Annotated in this window: 18 protein-coding genes and 1 pseudogene; 8 read left to right on the top strand and 11 right to left on the bottom strand. The window is 42.5% G+C overall.

Going from position 1 to position 19,342, the window contains the following annotated elements:
- Positions 1-79: 79 nt before the first annotated feature.
- A pseudogene (locus PN447_RS00980) lies at positions 80-355 on the top strand (hypothetical protein); the annotation flags it as partial.
- A gap of 352 nt (positions 356-707) precedes the next feature.
- On the opposite strand, the gene PN447_RS00975 reads toward PN447_RS00980, so the two are convergent.
- The 6 genes from PN447_RS00975 to PN447_RS00950 form a co-directional block, all read right to left on the bottom strand.
- Complete coding sequence (locus PN447_RS00975) at positions 708-1,712, bottom strand: metal ABC transporter solute-binding protein, Zn/Mn family (protein WP_271760098.1); 1,005 nt, start codon at positions 1,710-1,712, stop codon at positions 708-710.
- Positions 1,713-1,803: 91 nt separating this feature from the next.
- Positions 1,804-2,073, bottom strand: a complete 270-nt coding sequence (locus PN447_RS00970; RefSeq protein WP_271760097.1) for a hypothetical protein — start codon at positions 2,071-2,073, stop codon at positions 1,804-1,806.
- A gap of 185 nt (positions 2,074-2,258) precedes the next feature.
- On the bottom strand, positions 2,259-3,320 hold the full coding sequence (locus PN447_RS00965) for a WD40 repeat domain-containing protein (RefSeq protein ID WP_271760096.1): 1,062 nt from the start codon (positions 3,318-3,320) through the stop codon (positions 2,259-2,261).
- A gap of 72 nt (positions 3,321-3,392) precedes the next feature.
- Positions 3,393-4,364 (bottom strand): CobW family GTP-binding protein, encoded by a 972-nt coding sequence (locus tag PN447_RS00960; RefSeq protein WP_271760095.1) that lies wholly within the window; start codon positions 4,362-4,364, stop codon positions 3,393-3,395.
- Between the two features lie 247 nt (positions 4,365-4,611).
- Positions 4,612-5,520 carry an alpha/beta fold hydrolase gene (locus PN447_RS00955; RefSeq protein ID WP_271760094.1) on the bottom strand — a complete coding sequence of 303 codons (909 nt, stop codon included), beginning with the start codon at positions 5,518-5,520 and terminating at the stop codon, positions 4,612-4,614.
- A 40-nt stretch (positions 5,521-5,560) separates the two neighbouring features.
- On the bottom strand, positions 5,561-5,989 hold the full coding sequence (locus tag PN447_RS00950) for a SufE family protein (RefSeq protein WP_271760093.1): 429 nt from the start codon (positions 5,987-5,989) through the stop codon (positions 5,561-5,563).
- Positions 5,990-6,332: 343 nt separating this feature from the next.
- On the opposite strand from PN447_RS00950, the gene PN447_RS00945 reads away from it, so the two are divergent.
- Positions 6,333-6,464, top strand: coding sequence for a hypothetical protein (locus PN447_RS00945; protein WP_271760092.1), 132 nt, complete (start codon positions 6,333-6,335; stop codon positions 6,462-6,464).
- 4 nt (positions 6,465-6,468) lie between these two features.
- Here the strand turns inward: PN447_RS00945 and PN447_RS00940 are convergent, their stop codons facing one another.
- From PN447_RS00940 to PN447_RS00930, 3 genes are all read right to left on the bottom strand, one after another.
- On the bottom strand, positions 6,469-7,368 hold the full coding sequence (locus PN447_RS00940; protein WP_271760091.1) for an ABC transporter substrate-binding protein: 900 nt from the start codon (positions 7,366-7,368) through the stop codon (positions 6,469-6,471).
- 65 nt (positions 7,369-7,433) lie between these two features.
- Complete coding sequence (locus PN447_RS00935; protein ID WP_271760090.1) at positions 7,434-9,794, bottom strand: TonB-dependent hemoglobin/transferrin/lactoferrin family receptor; 2,361 nt, start codon at positions 9,792-9,794, stop codon at positions 7,434-7,436.
- A gap of 34 nt (positions 9,795-9,828) precedes the next feature.
- Entirely contained in the window at positions 9,829-10,866 is a 1,038-nt protein-coding gene (locus PN447_RS00930; protein ID WP_271760089.1) for a FecCD family ABC transporter permease, read from the bottom strand.
- 591 nt (positions 10,867-11,457) lie between these two features.
- Between PN447_RS00930 and psaK the strand changes: the two genes are divergently transcribed.
- From psaK to PN447_RS00915, 3 genes are all read left to right on the top strand, one after another.
- Entirely contained in the window at positions 11,458-11,718 is a 261-nt protein-coding gene (psaK, locus tag PN447_RS00925; RefSeq protein ID WP_271760088.1) for a photosystem I reaction center subunit PsaK, read from the top strand.
- Positions 11,719-11,820: 102 nt separating this feature from the next.
- On the top strand, positions 11,821-13,986 hold the full coding sequence (recQ, locus tag PN447_RS00920; RefSeq protein ID WP_271760087.1) for a DNA helicase RecQ: 2,166 nt from the start codon (positions 11,821-11,823) through the stop codon (positions 13,984-13,986).
- Between the two features lie 141 nt (positions 13,987-14,127).
- Complete coding sequence (locus PN447_RS00915) at positions 14,128-14,481, top strand: hypothetical protein (RefSeq protein ID WP_271760086.1); 354 nt, start codon at positions 14,128-14,130, stop codon at positions 14,479-14,481.
- A 411-nt stretch (positions 14,482-14,892) separates the two neighbouring features.
- Here the strand turns inward: PN447_RS00915 and PN447_RS00910 are convergent, their stop codons facing one another.
- Entirely contained in the window at positions 14,893-15,123 is a 231-nt protein-coding gene (locus PN447_RS00910) for a hypothetical protein (protein ID WP_271760085.1), read from the bottom strand.
- A 285-nt stretch (positions 15,124-15,408) separates the two neighbouring features.
- Here PN447_RS00910 and PN447_RS00905 point away from each other — a divergent pair, with 285 nt between their 5' ends.
- Together PN447_RS00905 and PN447_RS00900 are read left to right on the top strand one after the other, a co-directional pair.
- Positions 15,409-17,355, top strand: a complete 1,947-nt coding sequence (locus PN447_RS00905; RefSeq protein WP_271760084.1) for an AMP-dependent synthetase/ligase — start codon at positions 15,409-15,411, stop codon at positions 17,353-17,355.
- A gap of 41 nt (positions 17,356-17,396) precedes the next feature.
- Positions 17,397-17,846 (top strand): YlqD family protein, encoded by a 450-nt coding sequence (locus PN447_RS00900; protein WP_271760083.1) that lies wholly within the window; start codon positions 17,397-17,399, stop codon positions 17,844-17,846.
- A gap of 57 nt (positions 17,847-17,903) precedes the next feature.
- Here PN447_RS00900 and PN447_RS00895 read toward each other — a convergent pair whose 3' ends face one another.
- Positions 17,904-18,434: a hypothetical protein gene (locus tag PN447_RS00895; RefSeq protein ID WP_271760082.1), complete on the bottom strand. Its 531-nt coding sequence runs from the start codon at positions 18,432-18,434 to the stop codon at positions 17,904-17,906.
- Between the two features lie 344 nt (positions 18,435-18,778).
- Here PN447_RS00895 and PN447_RS00890 point away from each other — a divergent pair.
- On the top strand, positions 18,779-19,342 hold a 564-nt coding region (locus PN447_RS00890), incomplete at its 3' end, for a biotin/lipoyl-containing protein (protein ID WP_271760081.1).

The raw sequence follows: 19,342 nt of genomic DNA, 5'->3' as shown, positions 1-19,342 counted from the left end.
ATTGCAAGTTATTGTCAAGATAATTAGTAAACCTAAGATAGAATAATAATGATTATCACTAGATTCTATCTATTTATTAATGGTCAATGCTCCATCACCTCCTAAAATTGACTTAGCTTTTATTGGTGCTGGTCTTCATGCTTTAACATTGGTAACCCATCTACTGCAAAAACGCCAAACTATGGGCGATCGCTTTTTGGTATTTGACCCATGGCGAAAACAATTCGCCGGTTTAGATATACCACACCTGGGATAGCGAAGCGCTGCTGCCAGCAGATCGCCGGCGGTACATCATCCTGATCCTAATCCTTTCGCCTTGGGGAAGTTTGCGGAGTCCTGCTCCCATGCGCTATTCTTTCATGGCGGGGGATTTTGGTTACTGGCGGCGCTAAAATTCAGATACCTAATATTGACTTGCGTCGGACTGTCTATTATGCTATTCTTAAAGGAGATAAATATTGATAAGTTTATCAAGCCAAAAAAATAAAGGCTAATTGGTTAATGTAATCGGATGATGGCAGTGGGTACGATTTTGACTACTAAAAGCTCCGAACCTGCCATCTCCTTTAACCAGAGAGCCGAAATATTTACGAGTTTTCCATTCGATTGATACATCCTGGACTTCTTGGCGAAGTCCGGGTTTTTTTTGTCCAATTGAGCAACCTGTAACGATAGGGGTGTAGTGCAGCTGCTAGACGTGGAGAGTGTCAATGAGGAAATATTGGGGGAAAAATTAAGTAAGTCCCCCCTAAACCTTCTACAATAGTGCGTGTATTGGCAACCATTAATTTTTGATAAGTATCGGCTTCGCCACCTGGTTCACCAAGTCCATAAGTATATAATTGCCTTTGAGATACTCTGATATTAGCTGGGGTAGGTGCAGATGCCATCAACTGCTGGTTAATGGTGGTATCGGGAAAAATTGTTGGTACTTGGGCCTGTTGAATAGTTGTCGCCCAAGTTTTTACTTGTGTATCCGTGGGATTTACTATCCTACTAATATTTTCTAAACCTTGTACCAAGGGTATTTTATAAGCTGTAGCGTAATAATTCATCACATTACTAGTGGTAACTAATTTGCGCTTGTCATTGGGGATAGTATCTATCCTGGACTTAATCCAAGTATCGAGTTGAGTAAGTTCATTTTGAATTAATCTGGCGTTATCACTGTAAAATGTGGTATAATCAGGGTTAAGAATTTTGAGATTGTGGCTAATTATCTCCACCATTTTGATGGTGTTCTTAACATCGTGCCAAATATGAGGATTAGCTAATCTCTCACCAGATGCGAGAAATTGCTGGGGTTGGGGAACTGCTAGTTGATTTACAGCTACTTTGGGGGTAGAAGTTTTACCTTCTGCAAGTGTTTTGAGCAGTTCTGACTTAAAGTTGTAACCACTGTGGAAAACTAAGTCAGCTTGGGCGATCGCTTCTTGGTGTCCGGGTCTGGGTTGATAGAGGTAAGAGTCGTTATCAGGGGAACCCAAGCAGGTGAGGTTAATTGTATTTTGCGCCACCTGTTTAGTTAAATCACAAAGTATGGTAGTAGTAGCAACAACCCGGGGAAGATTTTCCTCAATTCTAGTGCTTGGTTGAGTAAATGAGGTGGTTGGTTTTTGATTTGCGCATCCCAGAAAGCCAATTGTTAAAACTACTAAGATACTAGGTAATACATTATTTAAATGGTTTGATAGTAGTTTTTTAACCATCATCAATTCCCCAGTAGATATGTAAAAAACATAAAAAGCGGGCTAATAGCCCACCCCATAACATTGATAACATGAACTAGGAATTTAAATGTGCTCAAAAATCCACAGATGGTAACTTTCCTTGGAGCATTTCCAATTTAGACTGAACACAAGTAGCGCAGTTACAACCGAGTTGATCCATAATGGGATTAGATGTTTTACTGACATGAAGGGTTGTGAATCCCCCCCATGGCTGAGACTGTACCGAGGTCATGTGTGTAGTAAATGCAGGTTGCAAGCTAGATGCTTGGGCTGGCTTTCCTAGCCAGAGTAGAGATGCTAGAAATACTGGAGATGCTAGTAAAATCATTTTGGCTATATTCATGATTCATACCTAAATAATATTTCTCATCCAGAATAACCAATAAATTAGCTAGCTTCAACCTGAATGATTATAAAGGGAACAGGGAACGGGGAACAGGGAACGGGGAACACATATTAGAGGATGTTTTAAAAGTTCTGATTAATGTATCAGATATTGTTTGACCCCACCTTCCTCTGTAACTACCTTTAACTAGCGCCGAATCCCTGACCCCGTGAAACCTTAGACCAAACTAGTAACTCCCCCTGATCTCCACCTGCTGCTAAAAACTTACCCTGGGGATGCCAAGCTAGAGTAGAAAACCCTCCGGAAACACCGGTAAGTACCTGGGTAACCTGTTTGGCTTTTTTCCACAAACACAACCAACCATCACTAGCAGCGGAAGCTAGGAGGAAACTTTGCGGCGCAAAGGCGATCGCTGTGATCATATCCACATGATTGGTTAAAATCCGTGCTTCCCAGCCCAAACTTTCATCCTCTAGCTTTTCCCAAACTACGACACCCTCTACACTCGAAGATGCCAAAATTGGCGCACCCAGTTTAGTAGTGGCTTGTGACCATGATAAGTGTCTAATTTTACCAGGAAAGCCCCGCATAATCCAGGGGTCAGGATTATCCCACTCTAAAACAGTGATACTGCGATCCATATTCCCAGAGGCTAGGAATTTACCGTCGGGTGACCAAGCCATGGCTATACTGACAGTGGATATATCTAAAATATATGGTTCCTGCTCCCAGTTTTGGCTATCCCAAATCTTCACACCTTTATACCCAGAAATTGCTAGGTATTGCCCATCACTACGCCAATCAATGGCCAATACTGAGGAGTTATCAAAATTGAGGGTAACAACTACCTCCCTATTGTCCGCATCCCAGACTTGGACACAACGCCCTAAACTAAAGGCTAGTTGGTTACCGGAGGGACTCCACCCCAGCTTATCTACCCACGCGGGGGCATTTTCTAAGGTAGTAATTAATTCCGTACCTTGCCAAATTTTTACCTGTCCATTTTGTCCCCCCACAGCTAAAAACTGACCATCTGGAGAAAAAGCTACACAGTCTACTGATGTACTTCCCCCCGTTTGTAAGGTTGTGAACTGGTTATCATTCACTAGGACAACTTCACCAGCTGCGGAGGTGGCTGCTAGGATTGTACCATGGGGAGACCAGGCGATCGCAGTCACATAGTCGGAAAGAGTCGCCGAATAGTGTTCTTCAAATTCCTTAGATTTACTAGCTGTAGGGTTCATAACTTCAAGGGGAATGGGGAAATAGGGAATAGAGAATCATCCTACTCCCTTGTAGCTTAGTCTGTACCTAGTTTAAACAAAACAAGTCAGAAAATCCTGCTTAAGTTTGGCTCCATCAAGATTACGACCAATGAAAACCAACTCATTTTTCCGGGTTTCATTTGGTTTCCAAGGGCGATCAGGTCTACCATCTAAGATCATATGCACACCTTGGAACACATAGCGATTATCTTCCCCAGCAATATTTAAAATCCCTTTCATGCGGAAAATGTCTGGCCCTTGGGTACGCAATAACTCAGACAACCAAGCGTTGAGTTTTTCTCCATCTAACTCCCCTGCTTCCACCAATGCTACAGAATAAACTTGGTCATCATGTTCGTGAGCATCTTCACCCAAGAAATCCGGGTCAATTTCCAACGCCCTCTCTAAATCAAAAGCCTTCACACCCAATAAAGCGTTCATCTCTAGTTGGGCGTTTTGGGTACGGTAGATTTTTGCCATTGCATTCATCCCCCGAATGCGCTGTTCTAATTCATCTAACTGTTCTGGGGTGACTAAATCAGTTTTATTTAGGAGAATCACATCAGCAAAAGCAATCTGTTCTTGGGCTTCGTCAGCATCCCAATGTTGCCAAATATGCTTCCCATCCACAACAGTTACCACTGCATCTAAAGACAGTAAGCTTTGCATATCTTCATCAACAAAAAATGTTTGAATTACCGGCGCTGGGTCAGCTAAACCGGTGGTTTCAATCACTAAATGGTCGAACTTATCGCGCCGCTTCATTAAGTTACCGATAATCCGAATTAAGTCCCCACGCACTGTACAGCAAATACAGCCATTATTCATCTCGAAAATTTCTTCATCCGCATCAATAATCAGTTGATTATCAATACCTACTTCCCCAAATTCATTGACAATTACAGCTACTTTTTTTCCGTGTTCGTAGGTGAGGATATGGTTCAGAAGAGTGGTTTTTCCCGAACCGAGGTAACCTGTGAGTACGGTTACAGGTACGGCATTCGTGATTTCTTCAGTTAACATTGTCTAAATGCCTTTTTGTCATAGGTTAGATAATCATTACCACCCATGATAATTCTTTTTATATCTTTGTGGTGGATTCACTGTAAGAGGATGTTTAAAGTTTATATCCATGATACTGCCAAATATGCTTTTTCTACTGACGCATCTGGACTAAGACATATATAAATGTTAATCCTGATGCACTCTACAATACTGTTGGTGGTGATCAGGAAAGATGGGAAAATCGGCTATCTCACAGTCAGCACTTTTATGGGGGTAGTAAGAAGTCTTGTGTGGCGGTGAAAACAATATCTGGGTGTTCTTCATGTAATCCCAGAGAACCGGGAATAACTACGCTTCTTACTCCTGGTAGTGCTGCTACGGCGTTCATTTCTTGTCGGGACTTGGGCGGTGTGGACTCACCAATTACTACCATCAGGGGTATGGACAAGTTGCGTACAAGTGTGAGATAATCAGACTGATTTTTGATAGCATCGAGATTGCCAGTGACAAAAGCCGCAGATGCAAATCTGGCTCCTGGTTTTTGGGTAGTTAGCCACTTTCTCTCGATAAAACTGGGTGTAAGTTTACTTTCATCAGTGAAAACATGACGGCGGTACATCCAAGTTAAAAAGGAGGGTGTGGTATTTAGTTTATATAGCCCTTGTCCAACTATAGGCGATCGCACTAACCCTTTAACTAAGTCCGCTATCTGGGGACTAGCTCCCATAGTTGGTAAAGGACCTCGCCAAGTGGGTGCTAAGAGTAACATCCGCAAGAACAGATGAGGTTGTTTCGCCGCCAATTGCAAAACGTAACTAGAAGCATGACCCGCTGCGACTACGGTAATGGGCGGATTAAAAACGCTGTGAATAAAATCTTCTAGAAAATGGTGATATATTTCCGGTCTGTAGTTCAAACTTGGGCGGGAAGATTCTCCAAAACCAGGCCAATCCACCACCGTAACTTGAAAATAGGGCGCGAGTAAATTGGCTAGTTCTCCCATTTCCCCCCGCATGGAAACGCTGCTAAAAGCTGGTAATAGCAACAAGGGTGAACCTGTACCAATAGTTTCATAAATCACCCGTAATGGTTGGTTATCCCAAGTCCAGGTATATTCTTGAACTAGTCCCCCGAATCCTACGGGGTCATAGGTAGATACTAGGTTAGTTGACATTGGCTGACCTGCTTTTAGTGTAACAAAGGGAAGCTAGGAACTATAACTTACATTCAAGAGCCTTTTTTTGCATTGTCTTAAATATGTTATAAAATCCATTGGCCCGGGAAGGTGTGAGACTGACATTTAATCCGGTTTCTTGAATAAAGTCTGGGGTGAGTTGGACAATTTCCGTGGGAGTGAGTCCATTTAAACCCTCCACTAACAACCCTACTAATCCCTTGGTTAACTGGGAATCTGAATCACCTTGGTATACAACTTTACCATCATCTAAGGCGGCGGTAATATAAACCTGAGATACACAGCCAGGAACCTTGTTTTCTGGTACTTTACCAGTTTCTGGGAAGTCTGTTAACTTCTGAGCATACCAGATTAATTGCTCGTAACGCCGCTTCGGGTCACTCGCACGTTGAAAGCGTTGGACGATTTTAGCAAGAGCAGGTGGCAAAGAATCGATCATTGAGGACATAATACAGGCTGGAATAATCAGTCTTACCTTGAGTGTAGATGATTTTTTGACACTCCCCACGTCTAAAGCCGGGGGATTCTTGAAGAGTCCACAAACTGACCTTCAATGGTGCTGGCAAAAACACCCTACACGCTCAAAACAACTACCAGTACAAAAGGTAATGCAATTGCGCTTACTTTTATTTTTTTTTGCTTTGGTGAGTCCATCACAATGCCAGTTAGGTACGCTCAACATCCTGCCATTATTTGCCCTTTAACTATTCCAAATCAAGTTGGATATGTCCGTTGCCGGGATTTCTCCGCACTAGGATGAATCATCACGTAGATGGTTATTCTTACTCCCTTTGACTATTATACCACTGTGGCTAAAGCCAATCAATCGCTTCAATGCGACTAAAGTCGCTATCGACTTATCCCCATGTCTGAAGCCACTGGCTCAGGTCTCGTTTTTTGGTCAGCGATCGCCCCAACGGTAAGAGGTCAATCTGCTAAAACTTGCGCCAGTTGCTGAGTGGCTTTTTCGATAGCATCTATACTACCTGCATTCACCAATCCATAATAGTCAAACACATAGACCTGATTATTTTTAGCAGCTGATAATTTTTGCCAAAAGCTTTCCTGTTTAAAAGCATCTAAAAGAGCGGTTTCTGACCCTCCTTGGGGAGGACTAATTAAAATTATCACTTCGGGATTAGCTGCTAAAATTTTCTCAGCTGACAGAGTAATATAACCACCTATAGGGCTTGTCCCTTGTAGGTCTGCGGCTAAATTGTTAACACCAAACTGGCGTAATAAATCTCCCGCCCAACTATTTTTATTAGGTGTTAAAATTGGCTGACGACTGACCAGCACTAGAGTAGAATTACTGTTGTTTTTCCCTTTGGGTAAAAACCCCTCGTAACGGTTTAATAACGGAGTCGGGTCAGCACCCACAAAACCAGCTAGAGTTTTAGTTAGTTCTTTGAGGGATTCCCAGCTATTAACTCTAGTAGAGAAAGTCTTAATTCCCAGATTTTCCAGCTGTTGGAGCGTCTGGTCAGAAAAACCTTGAGCACCGATGACTAAATCTGGTTTGAGAGCGACGATTTTCTCTAAGTCCGCAGGAGTTTGACCCTGAGCTACTCTTTGTAAACTCTGAAACCGGGAGTCTTTATTCAGTAAACTACCACCTGTAATCCCCACTAGTTTTGTAGAGTCCAGTTGATAAATAATATCAGCAGTTAAAGACGTGAGGGCGACGATTCTTTGTGCTGATTTTTGGGGTGTTTGGGTTACATTTACAGGTGTTGTTGGTGGTTGTGGGGGGATGGGCTGATTACAAGCTGTTAGTAATATACTCAACAGAATAGCCCAAGTTAGTAAGAATTTTTTTTGATCCATGATGTTGATTGGTTTACCCAAGAGTGCAAAGATGGGAGTAATTACCCCCAATTACTCCTTTAATTCTAAAAACGTACGCTCAAAGTCGCAGCAAAGTTAATTCCGGGTCGGGTATATAAATCTAATAGACGGTCATCGCTATTTACACCCCGCACATCAGACCATTCTATATATCTTTGGTTCAATAAGTTGAAAATTCCCAGATTAAGAATGGTATTGGGGTTGAACTGGTAGAAACCGCGCACATCTACAGTAGTGTAACCTTCGGGTTTAAAAAAGTCTTCATTACTTACCCTATCTTGAGCCGCGACTAAGGTGGTAGTTAGTTCTGCGCCCCAAATCTCTTCGGGTGAACGATAACGCAATCCTATAATCCCCTTCAATGGATCTATGGAATCTAGGGGTTGGTCTGTTTCTAAGTTATCCCCCACAGCATAAGCTAAGGTTCCGAACACACTTAAACCACCCGGAGACCTTGTAAAGCGATATTCTCCCCTAGCTTCTAAACCGGAAATTTTCGCCCCTTTAATATTTTGGGCTTGGAATTGACGCACAGGTCTACCACTAATCACAAGAGGATCACTAAGTTCGACATTAGCATCAATAAAGTTATTGTAGCGATTATAGAAACCAGTCAAACCAAAGCTACTTTGAGGATAATTAGCCCTAATACCGAGTTCATAACTATCAACTGTTTCCGGTTTTAAATCAGCATTTGGTAAAATAGTATAACCAAAAGCAAGGTTAGTAAACGCAATGTTTGCATTATCGTAAGGTGGACTTCTAAAACCACGGGCATATTGCCCATATAATGATATTTCTGGGGTGATTTTGGCAATTAGACCTAATTTTGGTGAGATTGCGGAAGCTGAAAAGCCCTTGACTTCGTAATTTTGCGTATTAATATTACTAAAAGCAACATCCTCAGTCTGAGGGCTGAGTTGATAATAGTCGTAACGCACCCCTGGAATTAAGGTGATCCGACCATCAGCAAATTCGATTTCATTTTGAATGTAAATCCCACCTCTCAAGGTGTCAGTATCAGGAAAAGTCTTATTAGGGAAAAGTTCGCTGCTAACAGTTTTCGTACTCGTTCCCAGTGTTTCATTAAATAATGTTGAATCTCTAGGGCGACTAGTGGAAGTGTTGAACAAATCAAAACCGTAAACTAGGCGATGACTAACATCCCCTGTCAAAAATTTGCTGGTAAATTGAACATCACCACCAATTATATCTTGGTTAAAACCAGTTTCTAAGATGCGGCGCAAATTCTGATTAGCACTGTTAACAGTACGGGTTTCTACATCTTCTGTGGTTTCAGCAGTTTGGTAATACATCTGCGATCGCACTGACTGCAAAAATGAGCCTAAGTCAGGATTAGTATACTCATGACTTAAACTGATGCGTCCCCGACTGGTGAAATCCTCAGCTACTTGACTGACAGTGGTAGTACGAGTAAAACTGCTAAATCCCTCAGCAGTCTTGACTTGGGTATTCAGCCTACTTTCAAACCATTCTCCTGTCAACCGGAAAATATTATGATCGTTAGCTTGCAGAACTACCTTACTGAACAGGTTCTGACTATCAACATTTTGGGGATTAGGAGCTAATCCGTCGTAGTTTTGAGCTTCGCTACCATTCCTACGGCTATATTGCAATAAACCCGATAGGTTTTCTTCCTTACCTGCTAATGTCACCGAGGGCGCAAAACTAGAGTCGGTGCTGTCATAGCTGGTTTTACCACCCACATAAAGTGGACGACCAAAAACACTCAGATAATCTTCTGGGTCTTTCGTAATGAAAGAGACTACACCCCCTAAAGCATCGCTACCATATAGGGTAGAAGCAGGACCGCGAATAATTTCCACCCTTTGAATTGAGTCAAAATCTACTAAATCACGCCCAGTATTAGCATAAATATCGGGAACTCTCACCCCATCAACCTGAATTAAAACTCGGTTCCCCTCAATTCCCCGAATATTAATACTGGAATTACCACTCCCCGCAGGACCAGTACGCACCGGGCGATTACGTACAGATATTCCCGGCTCGTAGCGGACTAAATCTTTGATATCCTCGATAAAATCCCTTTGGATTTTTTGCTCATCAATGATGCTAATTGTTCCCGGTGAATCTACAACTGCTCTGGGTGTGCGGGTTCCGGTGACGGTAATTTCTATCTCGGAATCACCGCTTTGAGTTTCCTCAACGCAATCTTCAAATTCTGGGTCTTTGGGATCAAAATCAGGGGGACAGGTTTCTTCTTCCTCGGGTTGAGCATCCGAGGGAGTCAAAATAGGTTCTTGAGTCAGTAAATGAGTTTTTGTTTCACCAGAAATGCTAGTATTATCAGATTCTGCTAATACTGTGGGCATGACAAACAGATTCAGCATAATTATGCTGAACAGCAAGGGATGTTGTTTCACTGTTATGACACCTCTGACAACTTGAAAGTTTTAATTACACATTGCGCCGATACAGGAGATAGATAAATAAGGGAGAACCCAGCAAAGCTGTGACTGCTCCCACGGGAATTTCTACAGCACCTAACCGAGACAGTAAGTCTGCAAAGCTGAGAACTAAAGCCCCACCTATTGCGCTTAGTGGTAAAACAGCACGGTAATCTGTACCTACGATCAGGCGGATTCCGTGGGGAACAATTAAACCCACGAAACCAATTAAACCCCCTATACTTACCGCTCCCGCTGCTAAGAGTGTGGCGGTAGCACCAATTAAAATCCGCGATCGCCATACAGAAACACCTAGTCCTGTGGCTAACTCGTCACCCAGGTTCAACAAGTTAACCGCACGCGCTAGTAAGCATCCCGCTAAGAGGGCGACGCTAATATAGGAACCGGAAATAGTTACCTCACTCCAACCGCGCCCATTCAAACTACCAATTAACCAATTTAACGCCGCTTGTATTTGACCATCTTCGGCTATGAGTAACAACACAGACTGAATTGCACCAAACAAGGAACTGACAGCAACTCCCCCTAAAATCAATCTTTCTACGGAAATTCCATCACGACGGTAAGCTAGGAAATAAACAAGAATAGTTGTTAATAAGCCCCCCATCCAAGCCCCTAAAGGGATCCAGGTCTGCAATATCCCTAAACTGAGCATAGCTACCGCAGCTAAACCAGCACCCGCAGAAATTCCCAGTAAGAACGGACTCGCCAGGCCATTTTTCAGCATTCCCTGGAGTAATGACCCGGACATTCCCAGAGCAGCACCCACCAGCAGGGCGGCTAGGGTGCGCGGTAGGCGCAGATCCCAGAGAATTGTTTGATAGAGTTCATCACCCCGGCGTATTAATGCTAGCCACAGTTGATTGGGGGTCATGGCTACCGCACCCAATGACAGAGAAATTCCGGTGACTAGCACCAGTCCTAGTAGTAGCAATACAGTTACTACTAATAGGCGATCGCCCCTCCCTAATTCCCCTGTGACATTTTTGTGCGATCGCCTTGGCAACCACAACTTGAATATTCCCATTTTAATGAATATATTTTGCAATAGCTCCCAATAACTATTCCATCATTAATACAAACTCTTGTCAATAACCCCAGAGGTAATATGAAGATTTGCACATATCTAAGATGATGTTTGTCAAGTCATGATTAGTGTATCGAATATTCTTTGACCCCACCCCCTTCCTTACAAGGGTAGGTTTTTAATATGATCTGTGAAGGCAAGACCACCGAAGACAAGGAAGGAAAGTGGACAGGGAAGATTTTATACGGACAATGGTCTTTTAAGTGGCTATTTTTCTTACTAAGAATACAGACTTTGTACTGTTTTTCTCCCTCGTCACCTTGTCCACCTTGTCCACCTTGTCCACCAAGTCTTGTCCTTGTCAGGGGAGGGGACTGGATTTTATTGTTTTTTGTGTGTTCCCTGTTCCCTGTTCCCTGTTCCCTGTTCCCTAAAATAAAAATTACCTGTTGAAAACTTATCAAACAACCTCTAAGATTAAGGATTAAGAATAACTGTTAAGTATTGATGCAAAAGCCGTTTTTTTGTTGAAATTCCCAGGGAAATATTTCAATTATATTTCTAGCCATTAGAATTTTAGGAGCTAATCCGGTGTTACCTTCCACTATCATCGCTGCTGTAACTACACCCCTAGAATGGAGTCCCACCGTTGCAGGTATTATGATTGTAGCCAACATTATCGCCGTTGCCTTGGGTAAACTTACCATCAAGTACCCCAGCGTTGGGCCATCTCTCCCCGCAGCCAATTTATTTGGCGGTTTTGGTTTACCTGCGGTACTAGCAACTACAGCCTTTGGTCATCTTTTGGGAGTAGGTATAATTTTAGGACTGCATAACATCGGCAGAATTTAGCTAAAACCCACAGAGGTGAAGCTAAGGCTTCACTTCTCTCACTTTTTGCTTACCGGGGATTTAAGTTAAAATTTTCAAGTCTTAGCACGTAAATCCATCGTTATGCTTCAGTACCCCCACCTCGAACAGGCGTTAAAATACCACTTTGGTTACGATAATTTTCGCCCCGGACAACGACAAATTATTGAAGATGCGCTGCAAAATCGGGATTTATTGGTAGTAATGCCCACAGGTGGGGGTAAATCATTGTGCTTTCAGTTACCAGCCTTGATAAAAAAAGGCTTAACGGTAGTGGTTTCACCGTTAATCGCTCTCATGCAAGACCAAGTAGAATCACTGAGAAATAATAATATTTCTGCTACATTTCTCAATAGTAGCCTTAATCCCTACAAAGTGCGATCGCGTGAGGAAGCCATCCGTAACGGCAAAGTTAAACTACTCTATGTAGCCCCAGAACGTTTATTAAGCCCAAGATTTCTACCATTTTTAGACTTAGTACATCACCAAATTGGTATTTCTACCTTCGCCATTGACGAAGCCCATTGTGTATCCGAATGGGGACACGACTTTCGCCCAGAATATCGCCAGTTAAAATCCCTACGTCACCGCTATCCAGATGTTCCCACCATCGCCCTCACCGCTACAGCCACAGACCGCGTCCGTAGTGATATAATTAAACAATTAGGGTTAAAGCAACCTAGTATTCACTTAGCTAGCTTTAACCGGCAAAATCTTTATTACGAAGTTCGGCCTAAATCTAAAACTGTATACGCCGAAATCTTAGAAATGATTCGGGAAACTGACGGTTCAGTGATTATTTATTGTCTGACCCGGAAAAAAGTTGATGAACTCACATTTAAACTGCAACATGATCAAATTACCGCTTTACCCTATCATGCTGGTTTAAATGATGAGGAACGCAGTAAGAATCAAACTCGATTTATTCGCGATGATGTGCGTGTCATTGTTGCTACTATCGCCTTTGGGATGGGAATTAATAAACCTGATGTGCGGTTAGTCATTCACTCTGATTTACCACGTAATTTAGAAAGTTATTATCAAGAATCTGGGCGAGCGGGTAGAGATGGTGAACCCTCACGTTGTACCATGTTCTTTAGTTTTGGTGATCTTAAAACCATTGAGTGGAGTATTGAGCAAAAAACTGACCCTCAAGAACAATTAATTGCCAAACAACAGCTACGCCAGGTAATTGACTATGCTGAAGGTACAGACTGTCGGCGTACAATTCAACTAGGTTATTTTGGCGAACGTTTTCCCGGTAATTGCGGTAACTGTGATAACTGTCGTTATCCCAAACCTGTACAAGACTGGACAATTGAAGCCATGAAGTTTTTATCTTGTGTGGCCCGTTGTCAAGAAAGATTTGGAATGCTACACATTATTGATGTGTTGCGGGGAAGTAAAAGTAAAAAAATTACCCAAAATCAACACGACAAACTCTCTACCTACGGGATTGGGAAAGATAAAACTGTAGATGAATGGCGCATTTTAGGGCGTTCTCTGTTACATCAAGGGTTGTTACAACAAACCAACGATGGTTACTCGGTTTTAAAGCTGAATGCTTTGAGTTGGGAGGTGATGAAGCGACAGCGCCAAGTTTTGATTGCTGTTCCTGTGGCGCAAAAAATCTCTCCCGTCTCAGAGGGTGACAAAACAGCCCAAACAGAAATATTATTACAACTCTTGCGATCGCTGCGCAAGCAACTAGCTGATGAACAGTCTGTAGCGCCCTACGTTGTCTTTCAAGATTCTACCCTCAGGTTAATGGCCCAGGTACAACCCCAATCCTTAACAGAATTTGGTAAACTTTCTGGGGTAGGTAGTCACAAACTCGCCCAGTATGGTGAAAAATTCCTCGCAGAAATCACCGCCTACCGTCGAGAACAAGGTATATCAACCACAAAACATGATTCTTCAGGTACTCTAGCTCTTAAGAACTTACCTAATGATACCGAGTTAACCACATTAAGACTACACCAACAAGGTTTGAGTGTAGGGGAAATTGCTCGCCAACGCAATCTTAGCCCCTCGACAATTTTTACCCACCTTTCTCAGTTAATGGCTAAAAATCAGCCTGTAGATTTAAATCAGTTAGTACCCCTAGAACATCAACAAAAAATTTGGCAAGTTTTAGAGATTTTGGGTGATGTTTCTCTCACCCCCATTAAACAACAATTAGGAGAAAACTATACTTTTGATGAAATTCGCTTAGTCAGGGAAAAATGGCGAAGACAAAATCCTCAGTAATTCAGAAGTCGGGGAGCTTACTCACCTTTTTCCACATTGCTGTGGAAAGAAAATTGGCAAAGGTATTGTTTGACAAGTAGTTATGATTTTAAATATACTTAGGAAGTATGCTTTTGACTCTTAAAGAGGCTATAAATAGCTATGCAACTAAGACCGTTTGTCATGGGTTTAACTATAGCCGGTTTGGTTATTCCCAGTGTAATAGGGAACACATCAAAAGTGTTAGCTGAAGACATTACTATTCTGTTGGAAAATAAAACAAGGGCAAATATGACAGAATTTTACGCTTCTCCTTCTGGGGTGAAGAATTGGGAAGACGATATATTAGGGGATGATATTTTACGATCTGGAAAAACCATCGAAATTAATATCAATGATGAGCGCACAACTTGTATCTATGACTTTCAAGCCAAATTTGCTGATGGTGATGTAGTGGAAAAATATGATATCAATCTTTGCAAATTGAACGGTGGTAGTTACGAATTTTATGATTAGGTTTAGGTTGAATAATGATCATTGCCTGGTATCGCATCGGGTCAACATAATCAAATACATAATCTTCGAGTTATTTTAGGGAATGGGGAATGGGGAATGGGGAATGGGGAACCGAAACAATCAAATCCAGTCCCCTTTCCCTTATAAAGGGAAAGATGAGGGTGGGGTCAAACAATATTTAATACACTAATCATGACTTGACAAACATCCTCTAAGAAGTCGGGGAGCTTACTCACTCTCCACAGATACCCGACTTCTGGACAAATCATATGAGATTATCTTTAATTATCTAAGAAGTCGGGGATCTTACCCCCCCTCCACAGATCCTCGATAGCACTTACGCGATCGCTATCTACCAACATCTTCATGTGAAAAAATGAGCAAGATTTATGCAGAGATTGGTCTGGGAGATCAGTATTGGGAACACTTGGCGCAGAATTGAGGTCTAAACTTGCATAATTCTTTACCCGTTAACACGTAACTGGTACAGTAAGGGAAACTAGTGATTTCAATTCTGGCTTGAGATGATGTTGACCCTTTGGCTAGTGTTTGAGTATCTTTTTTGCCTAGAATTTTCGATGCTAATTTAGGTAATACTAAACAAGCAGCAGCATTGAGGAGAGTTAGCAATAAAACATCCATGAAATTTATGGGTACTCACCCCCATCAAAAAAATAGGTTTTTGGGCTTTTGGCAGTCAAGATAACTAAAGCAATAGATGATCCAGTGTATCCATTGTCTTTAGCTTATATATATTTACTGTAACATAGATTTTTATCAATACAACCGTTGAAATGCTGAAATACCTCAGACAGTAGGCTATGCATTACAGCCAATCACTGAAGAGTAGAGCTATTTAGTAATATAGGCTCATGTCAGAACAATCAATAAATCAACCGTTTACTAAAACAATAGAGGATATGAATTGTGAATAACAGCACAGATACACCAGCTTATTTATCAAAGATTACGAAGCGAGAAAGCCAAGAATTACAGCGTTTAGTCGATTACAGTCATGTGGTTTCACTACCAGAAGTTTGGTCATTAGCAGCCAAACAATTTAGTGATATTGTGGCTCTGCACAATCCCCACAGTACACCAGAAGTAGTAATTACCTATAGCCAGTTAGGGGAGCAAATTCAAAAATTTGCAGCGGGGTTACAAAAATTAGGAGTCAAAGTAGGCGATCGCATTTCCTTAATAGCCGATAATAGTCCCCGGTGGTTTATTGCGGATCAAGGGATAATGACCGCCGGCGCAGTAAATGCAGTCCGTAGTTCCCAAGCCGAACGCTCAGAACTACTATTTATTATTGCCAACAGTGGTAGCACCGCCCTAGTAGTGCAGGACTTAGACACACTCAATAAACTGGGGGAAGGACTGAATGACCTACCCATTCAACTGATAATTTTAATCTCAGAGGAAACACCACCAGAAGACACCCCCAAGGTGTTGAACTTCTCCCAGGTATTAGAAATTGGTGCTAACCATCCCCTGACACCAGTTCAGGTCACAGGAGATACCCTAGCGACTTTGATTTATACCTCCGGGACTACCGGTAAACCCAAAGGTGTGATGCTTTCTCATAGCAACTTGTTACACCAAGTCAAAACCCTGGGTACAATAGTACAACCACAGCCGGGAGACATCGCCTTGAGTATCCTCCCCTCTTGGCACAGTTACGAGCGCAGTGGGGAGTATTTCTTACTATCTCAAGGTTGTACACAAATTTATACTAACTTGCGTTTTGTCAAACAGGACTTAAAGCAATTTAAACCTCATTACATGATTGCAGTCCCCCGTCTGTGGGAATCGATTTATGAGGGAGTGCAAAAACAGTTCCGGGAACAACCAGCCAAAAAGCAACGCCTGATTAAGTTTTTACTAGCAGCCAGTGAAACCTATATCGAAAAAAAACGCATTGCCCAAGGACTGAGTTTAAATCATCTTCATGCCTCAACCTTAGAGAAAATCACCTCTAAGATACTAGCATTGGCTTTGTTGCCCCTTCATACCCTCGGAGAACGCCTAGTTTATGCCAAAGTCCGCCAAGCCACAGGGGGACGCATCAAGCAAGTAATTAGCGGCGGTGGGGCGCTACCCAAGCATATAGATAACTTTTTTGAAATTATTGGGGTGGAGATTTTGCAGGGTTACGGTTTAACAGAAACCTCTCCTGTGACTAACGCCCGCCGTCCTTGGCATAATGTCCGCGGTTCATCTGGACAGCCCATCGCTGGTACAGAAGTCAAAATTGTTGACCCGGAAAGCAAAGACTTGTTACCCCCTGGAAAGAAAGGTTTGGTACTCTTGAAAGGTCCTCAAGTTATGCAGGGGTATTACCAAAACCCCGAAGCCACAGCCAAAGTTATTGATGGTCAGGGATGGTTTAATAGCGGTGACTTGGGTTGGGTGACACGAGATAATGATTTAGTGCTAACCGGGAGGGCTAAAGATACGATTGTTTTGACCAATGGGGAAAATATCGAACCGCAACCAATTGAAGATGCTTGCTTGCGATCGCCCTACATTGATCAAATTATGCTGGTGGGACAAGACCAGCGCAGCATCGGCGCTTTAATTGTCCCCAATACCGAAGCCCTAGAAAAATGGGCACAAACTCAAAATCTGGAACAGATGAGGACATCTATTGATCTGGAGAGTAAAATAATCCAGGACTTGTTTCGGCAAGAATTGAATCGGGAAGTACAAAACCGTCCTGGTTATCGTCCTGATGACCGCATTGGCCCCTTCAGGTTGATTGTCGAACCTTTTTCTCTGGAAAATGGCTTGATGACACAAACCCTGAAAATCCGCAGACACATAGTCACGGAAAGGTATCAGGATATCATTGACCGGATGTATACCCGATGATTATTCTGTCTGCTAACTTATAGAGTGAACGTGAAAGTTTTATGGATGTCTCCAACCCCAATTTGTTACTCAAGCGCGTTGTCAATGTCAAAGCCATTGTTACCCCCCTATGGAAGGAGGAAGTGCAACAGCAACTACAGCAACAGATTAATCAAAGTGACCAGCAACTGCAACAGATTGATCTAGAAGGACAACGAGCCATTGTGTCCATTCAAAAACAGGCTATACAGCCCCCTAGTCCCCAAACCCTTCAACAAATCGATAATATCCACAGCCAAGTCAATCAAAAGAAAACTGAACTCCTAGAGCAGAAAAATCAACTGCTACAAAACCTCCAGCAATTACAATTTCTGGAGTTGGAGCAAGAAGTGAATCAATTCCAAATGGAAGGCTTTTTCCGTGTTGAACAGGGTGATAACTTAATTCGTAAAATGCAGGTAGAAATCCTGCTGCGCGATGGCGTTGTCCAAGAGATTCGCGGCGACATTTAACAGTCGTGCTGCTAATTCCCCACTTATCTTATGTTAGGTGGGGTTGACAGTCCCCGGTCAAAATTCACAACTTTGAGCTAACTTTTGTTTATCGGTACTTTCATGGGTGCATTCTATTTTTGACCCAGCCCAGACAACTTGCCAAATCGGGGGAGAGCTGTTTAACAGCGATCGCCCAAAAGTGGTCATTTCCACTCGATAATTAATCGCCTTAATGGTATAATTATTTGAATCTATGTGCGTGATTTCCACTAAGGCTTGTCTGGGTTGGGGATAAAAGACTGCTACTTCCTGCTTACCTCCAGCTAATGATTTATCCTCTAAAACATTTAAGGCTAAACTCACAGGATCACTACCTTGAAGAATGGCATTCACATTTTCTAGTGGTATGCTTTGATATTGATAACGCCCTGGATATAATGGGACATCCTCAGTATGTTGCACATTGGCAACTTCCTGTTGTATAACGGGTCTATTGTCTCCCAATGTTGGCGATTCTGGTTCCTGGGTGATATCTATCCCGGCGCAAGCAGTAGCCAAGATATTTACTAACAAAACTAAAACAACATTCCACTTGTTAAACAACATAAAAGTAAACAAGAAATTGAACTTAACCACTTACATTGAAGAGGTCAGAGTGAGTGATGATGTTAAATTATAACATTCATCATCAAAGTATTCACGTATAGAAGACTTGGGCTGATGATTGAAACATGGGCAAAAATTTATAGTTGTTACATACCATAGACTCTAATCTGATCATCAGGTTCCTGGGTTAATTAGTAAATTAATGCCAAAATCAGAAAAGCACCAAACCCATGTCTTACCAGGGAAAAGAAAAAATTTCCACGGGAAAACTCAGCCAGCCGAGATACAATTTAATCTGGCAAAAGCTGCTAAAGTCCATAAACCATCGATTCTGATACCACCATATGAGCATTCACGAAGTATTCATGCCAGCCCTGAGTTCCACCATGACTGAAGGTAAAATCGTTTCCTGGGTGAAATCGCCAGGGGATAAGGTGGAAAAAGGGGAAACCGTGGTGGTGGTGGAGTCAGATAAGGCAGATATGGATGTGGAAACATTCTATGAAGGATACCTAGCCCACATCATCGTACCAGCCGGTGAAAGTGCACCAGTAGGATCTGCGATCGCCTACATAGCAGAAACAGAAGCCGAAATCGCCACCGCCAAAACCTTGGCTAACTCAGGCTCAGTTACCGCTACCCCCACACCAGAACCAGTTGCGACTACAGCCCCTATTGGTATATCTTCTGCCCTAGCTACTCAAAATGGCTCTAACCACCGCGAAGGAAGAGTGGTAGTTTCACCCCGCGCCCGTAAATTGGCTAAAGAACTTAAGGTTGATTTGACCACCCTGAAAGGTAGCGGTCCCTACGGTCGCATCGTCGCCGAGGATGTACAATCATCTGTCAATCAAGGTAAACCATCAGCGCCCACACCCACCCCAGCACCTACCTTCACCCCGTCCCCG

It is taken from the genome of Anabaena sp. CS-542/02, from assembly GCF_028331085.1.
GTDB classification, from domain to species: Bacteria; Cyanobacteriota; Cyanobacteriia; order Cyanobacteriales; family Nostocaceae; genus Anabaenopsis; species Anabaenopsis arnoldii.
This window is presented reverse-complemented; position numbering and strand designations above follow the sequence as displayed.

Excerpts from the sequence above, each read along its gene's own strand:
- PN447_RS00960 (WP_271760095.1), bottom strand. The coding sequence starts at position 4,364 with ATGTTAACTGAAGAAATCACGAATGCCGTACCTGTAACCGTACTCACA.
- PN447_RS00910 (WP_271760085.1), bottom strand. The coding sequence starts at position 15,123 with ATGGATGTTTTATTGCTAACTCTCCTCAATGCTGCTGCTTGTTTAGTA.
- PN447_RS00950 (WP_271760093.1), bottom strand. The coding sequence starts at position 5,989 with ATGTCCTCAATGATCGATTCTTTGCCACCTGCTCTTGCTAAAATCGTC.
- PN447_RS00900 (WP_271760083.1), top strand. The coding sequence starts at position 17,397 with ATGGATGTCTCCAACCCCAATTTGTTACTCAAGCGCGTTGTCAATGTC.
- PN447_RS00970 (WP_271760097.1), bottom strand. The coding sequence starts at position 2,073 with ATGAATATAGCCAAAATGATTTTACTAGCATCTCCAGTATTTCTAGCA.
- PN447_RS00940 (WP_271760091.1), bottom strand. The coding sequence starts at position 7,368 with ATGGATCAAAAAAAATTCTTACTAACTTGGGCTATTCTGTTGAGTATA.
- PN447_RS00965 (WP_271760096.1), bottom strand. The coding sequence starts at position 3,320 with ATGAACCCTACAGCTAGTAAATCTAAGGAATTTGAAGAACACTATTCG.
- recQ (WP_271760087.1), top strand. The coding sequence starts at position 11,821 with ATGCTTCAGTACCCCCACCTCGAACAGGCGTTAAAATACCACTTTGGT.
- PN447_RS00975 (WP_271760098.1), bottom strand. The coding sequence starts at position 1,712 with ATGATGGTTAAAAAACTACTATCAAACCATTTAAATAATGTATTACCT.
- PN447_RS00895 (WP_271760082.1), bottom strand. The coding sequence starts at position 18,434 with ATGTTGTTTAACAAGTGGAATGTTGTTTTAGTTTTGTTAGTAAATATC.
- PN447_RS00955 (WP_271760094.1), bottom strand. The coding sequence starts at position 5,520 with ATGTCAACTAACCTAGTATCTACCTATGACCCCGTAGGATTCGGGGGA.
- PN447_RS00930 (WP_271760089.1), bottom strand. The coding sequence starts at position 10,866 with ATGGGAATATTCAAGTTGTGGTTGCCAAGGCGATCGCACAAAAATGTC.
- PN447_RS00915 (WP_271760086.1), top strand. The coding sequence starts at position 14,128 with ATGCAACTAAGACCGTTTGTCATGGGTTTAACTATAGCCGGTTTGGTT.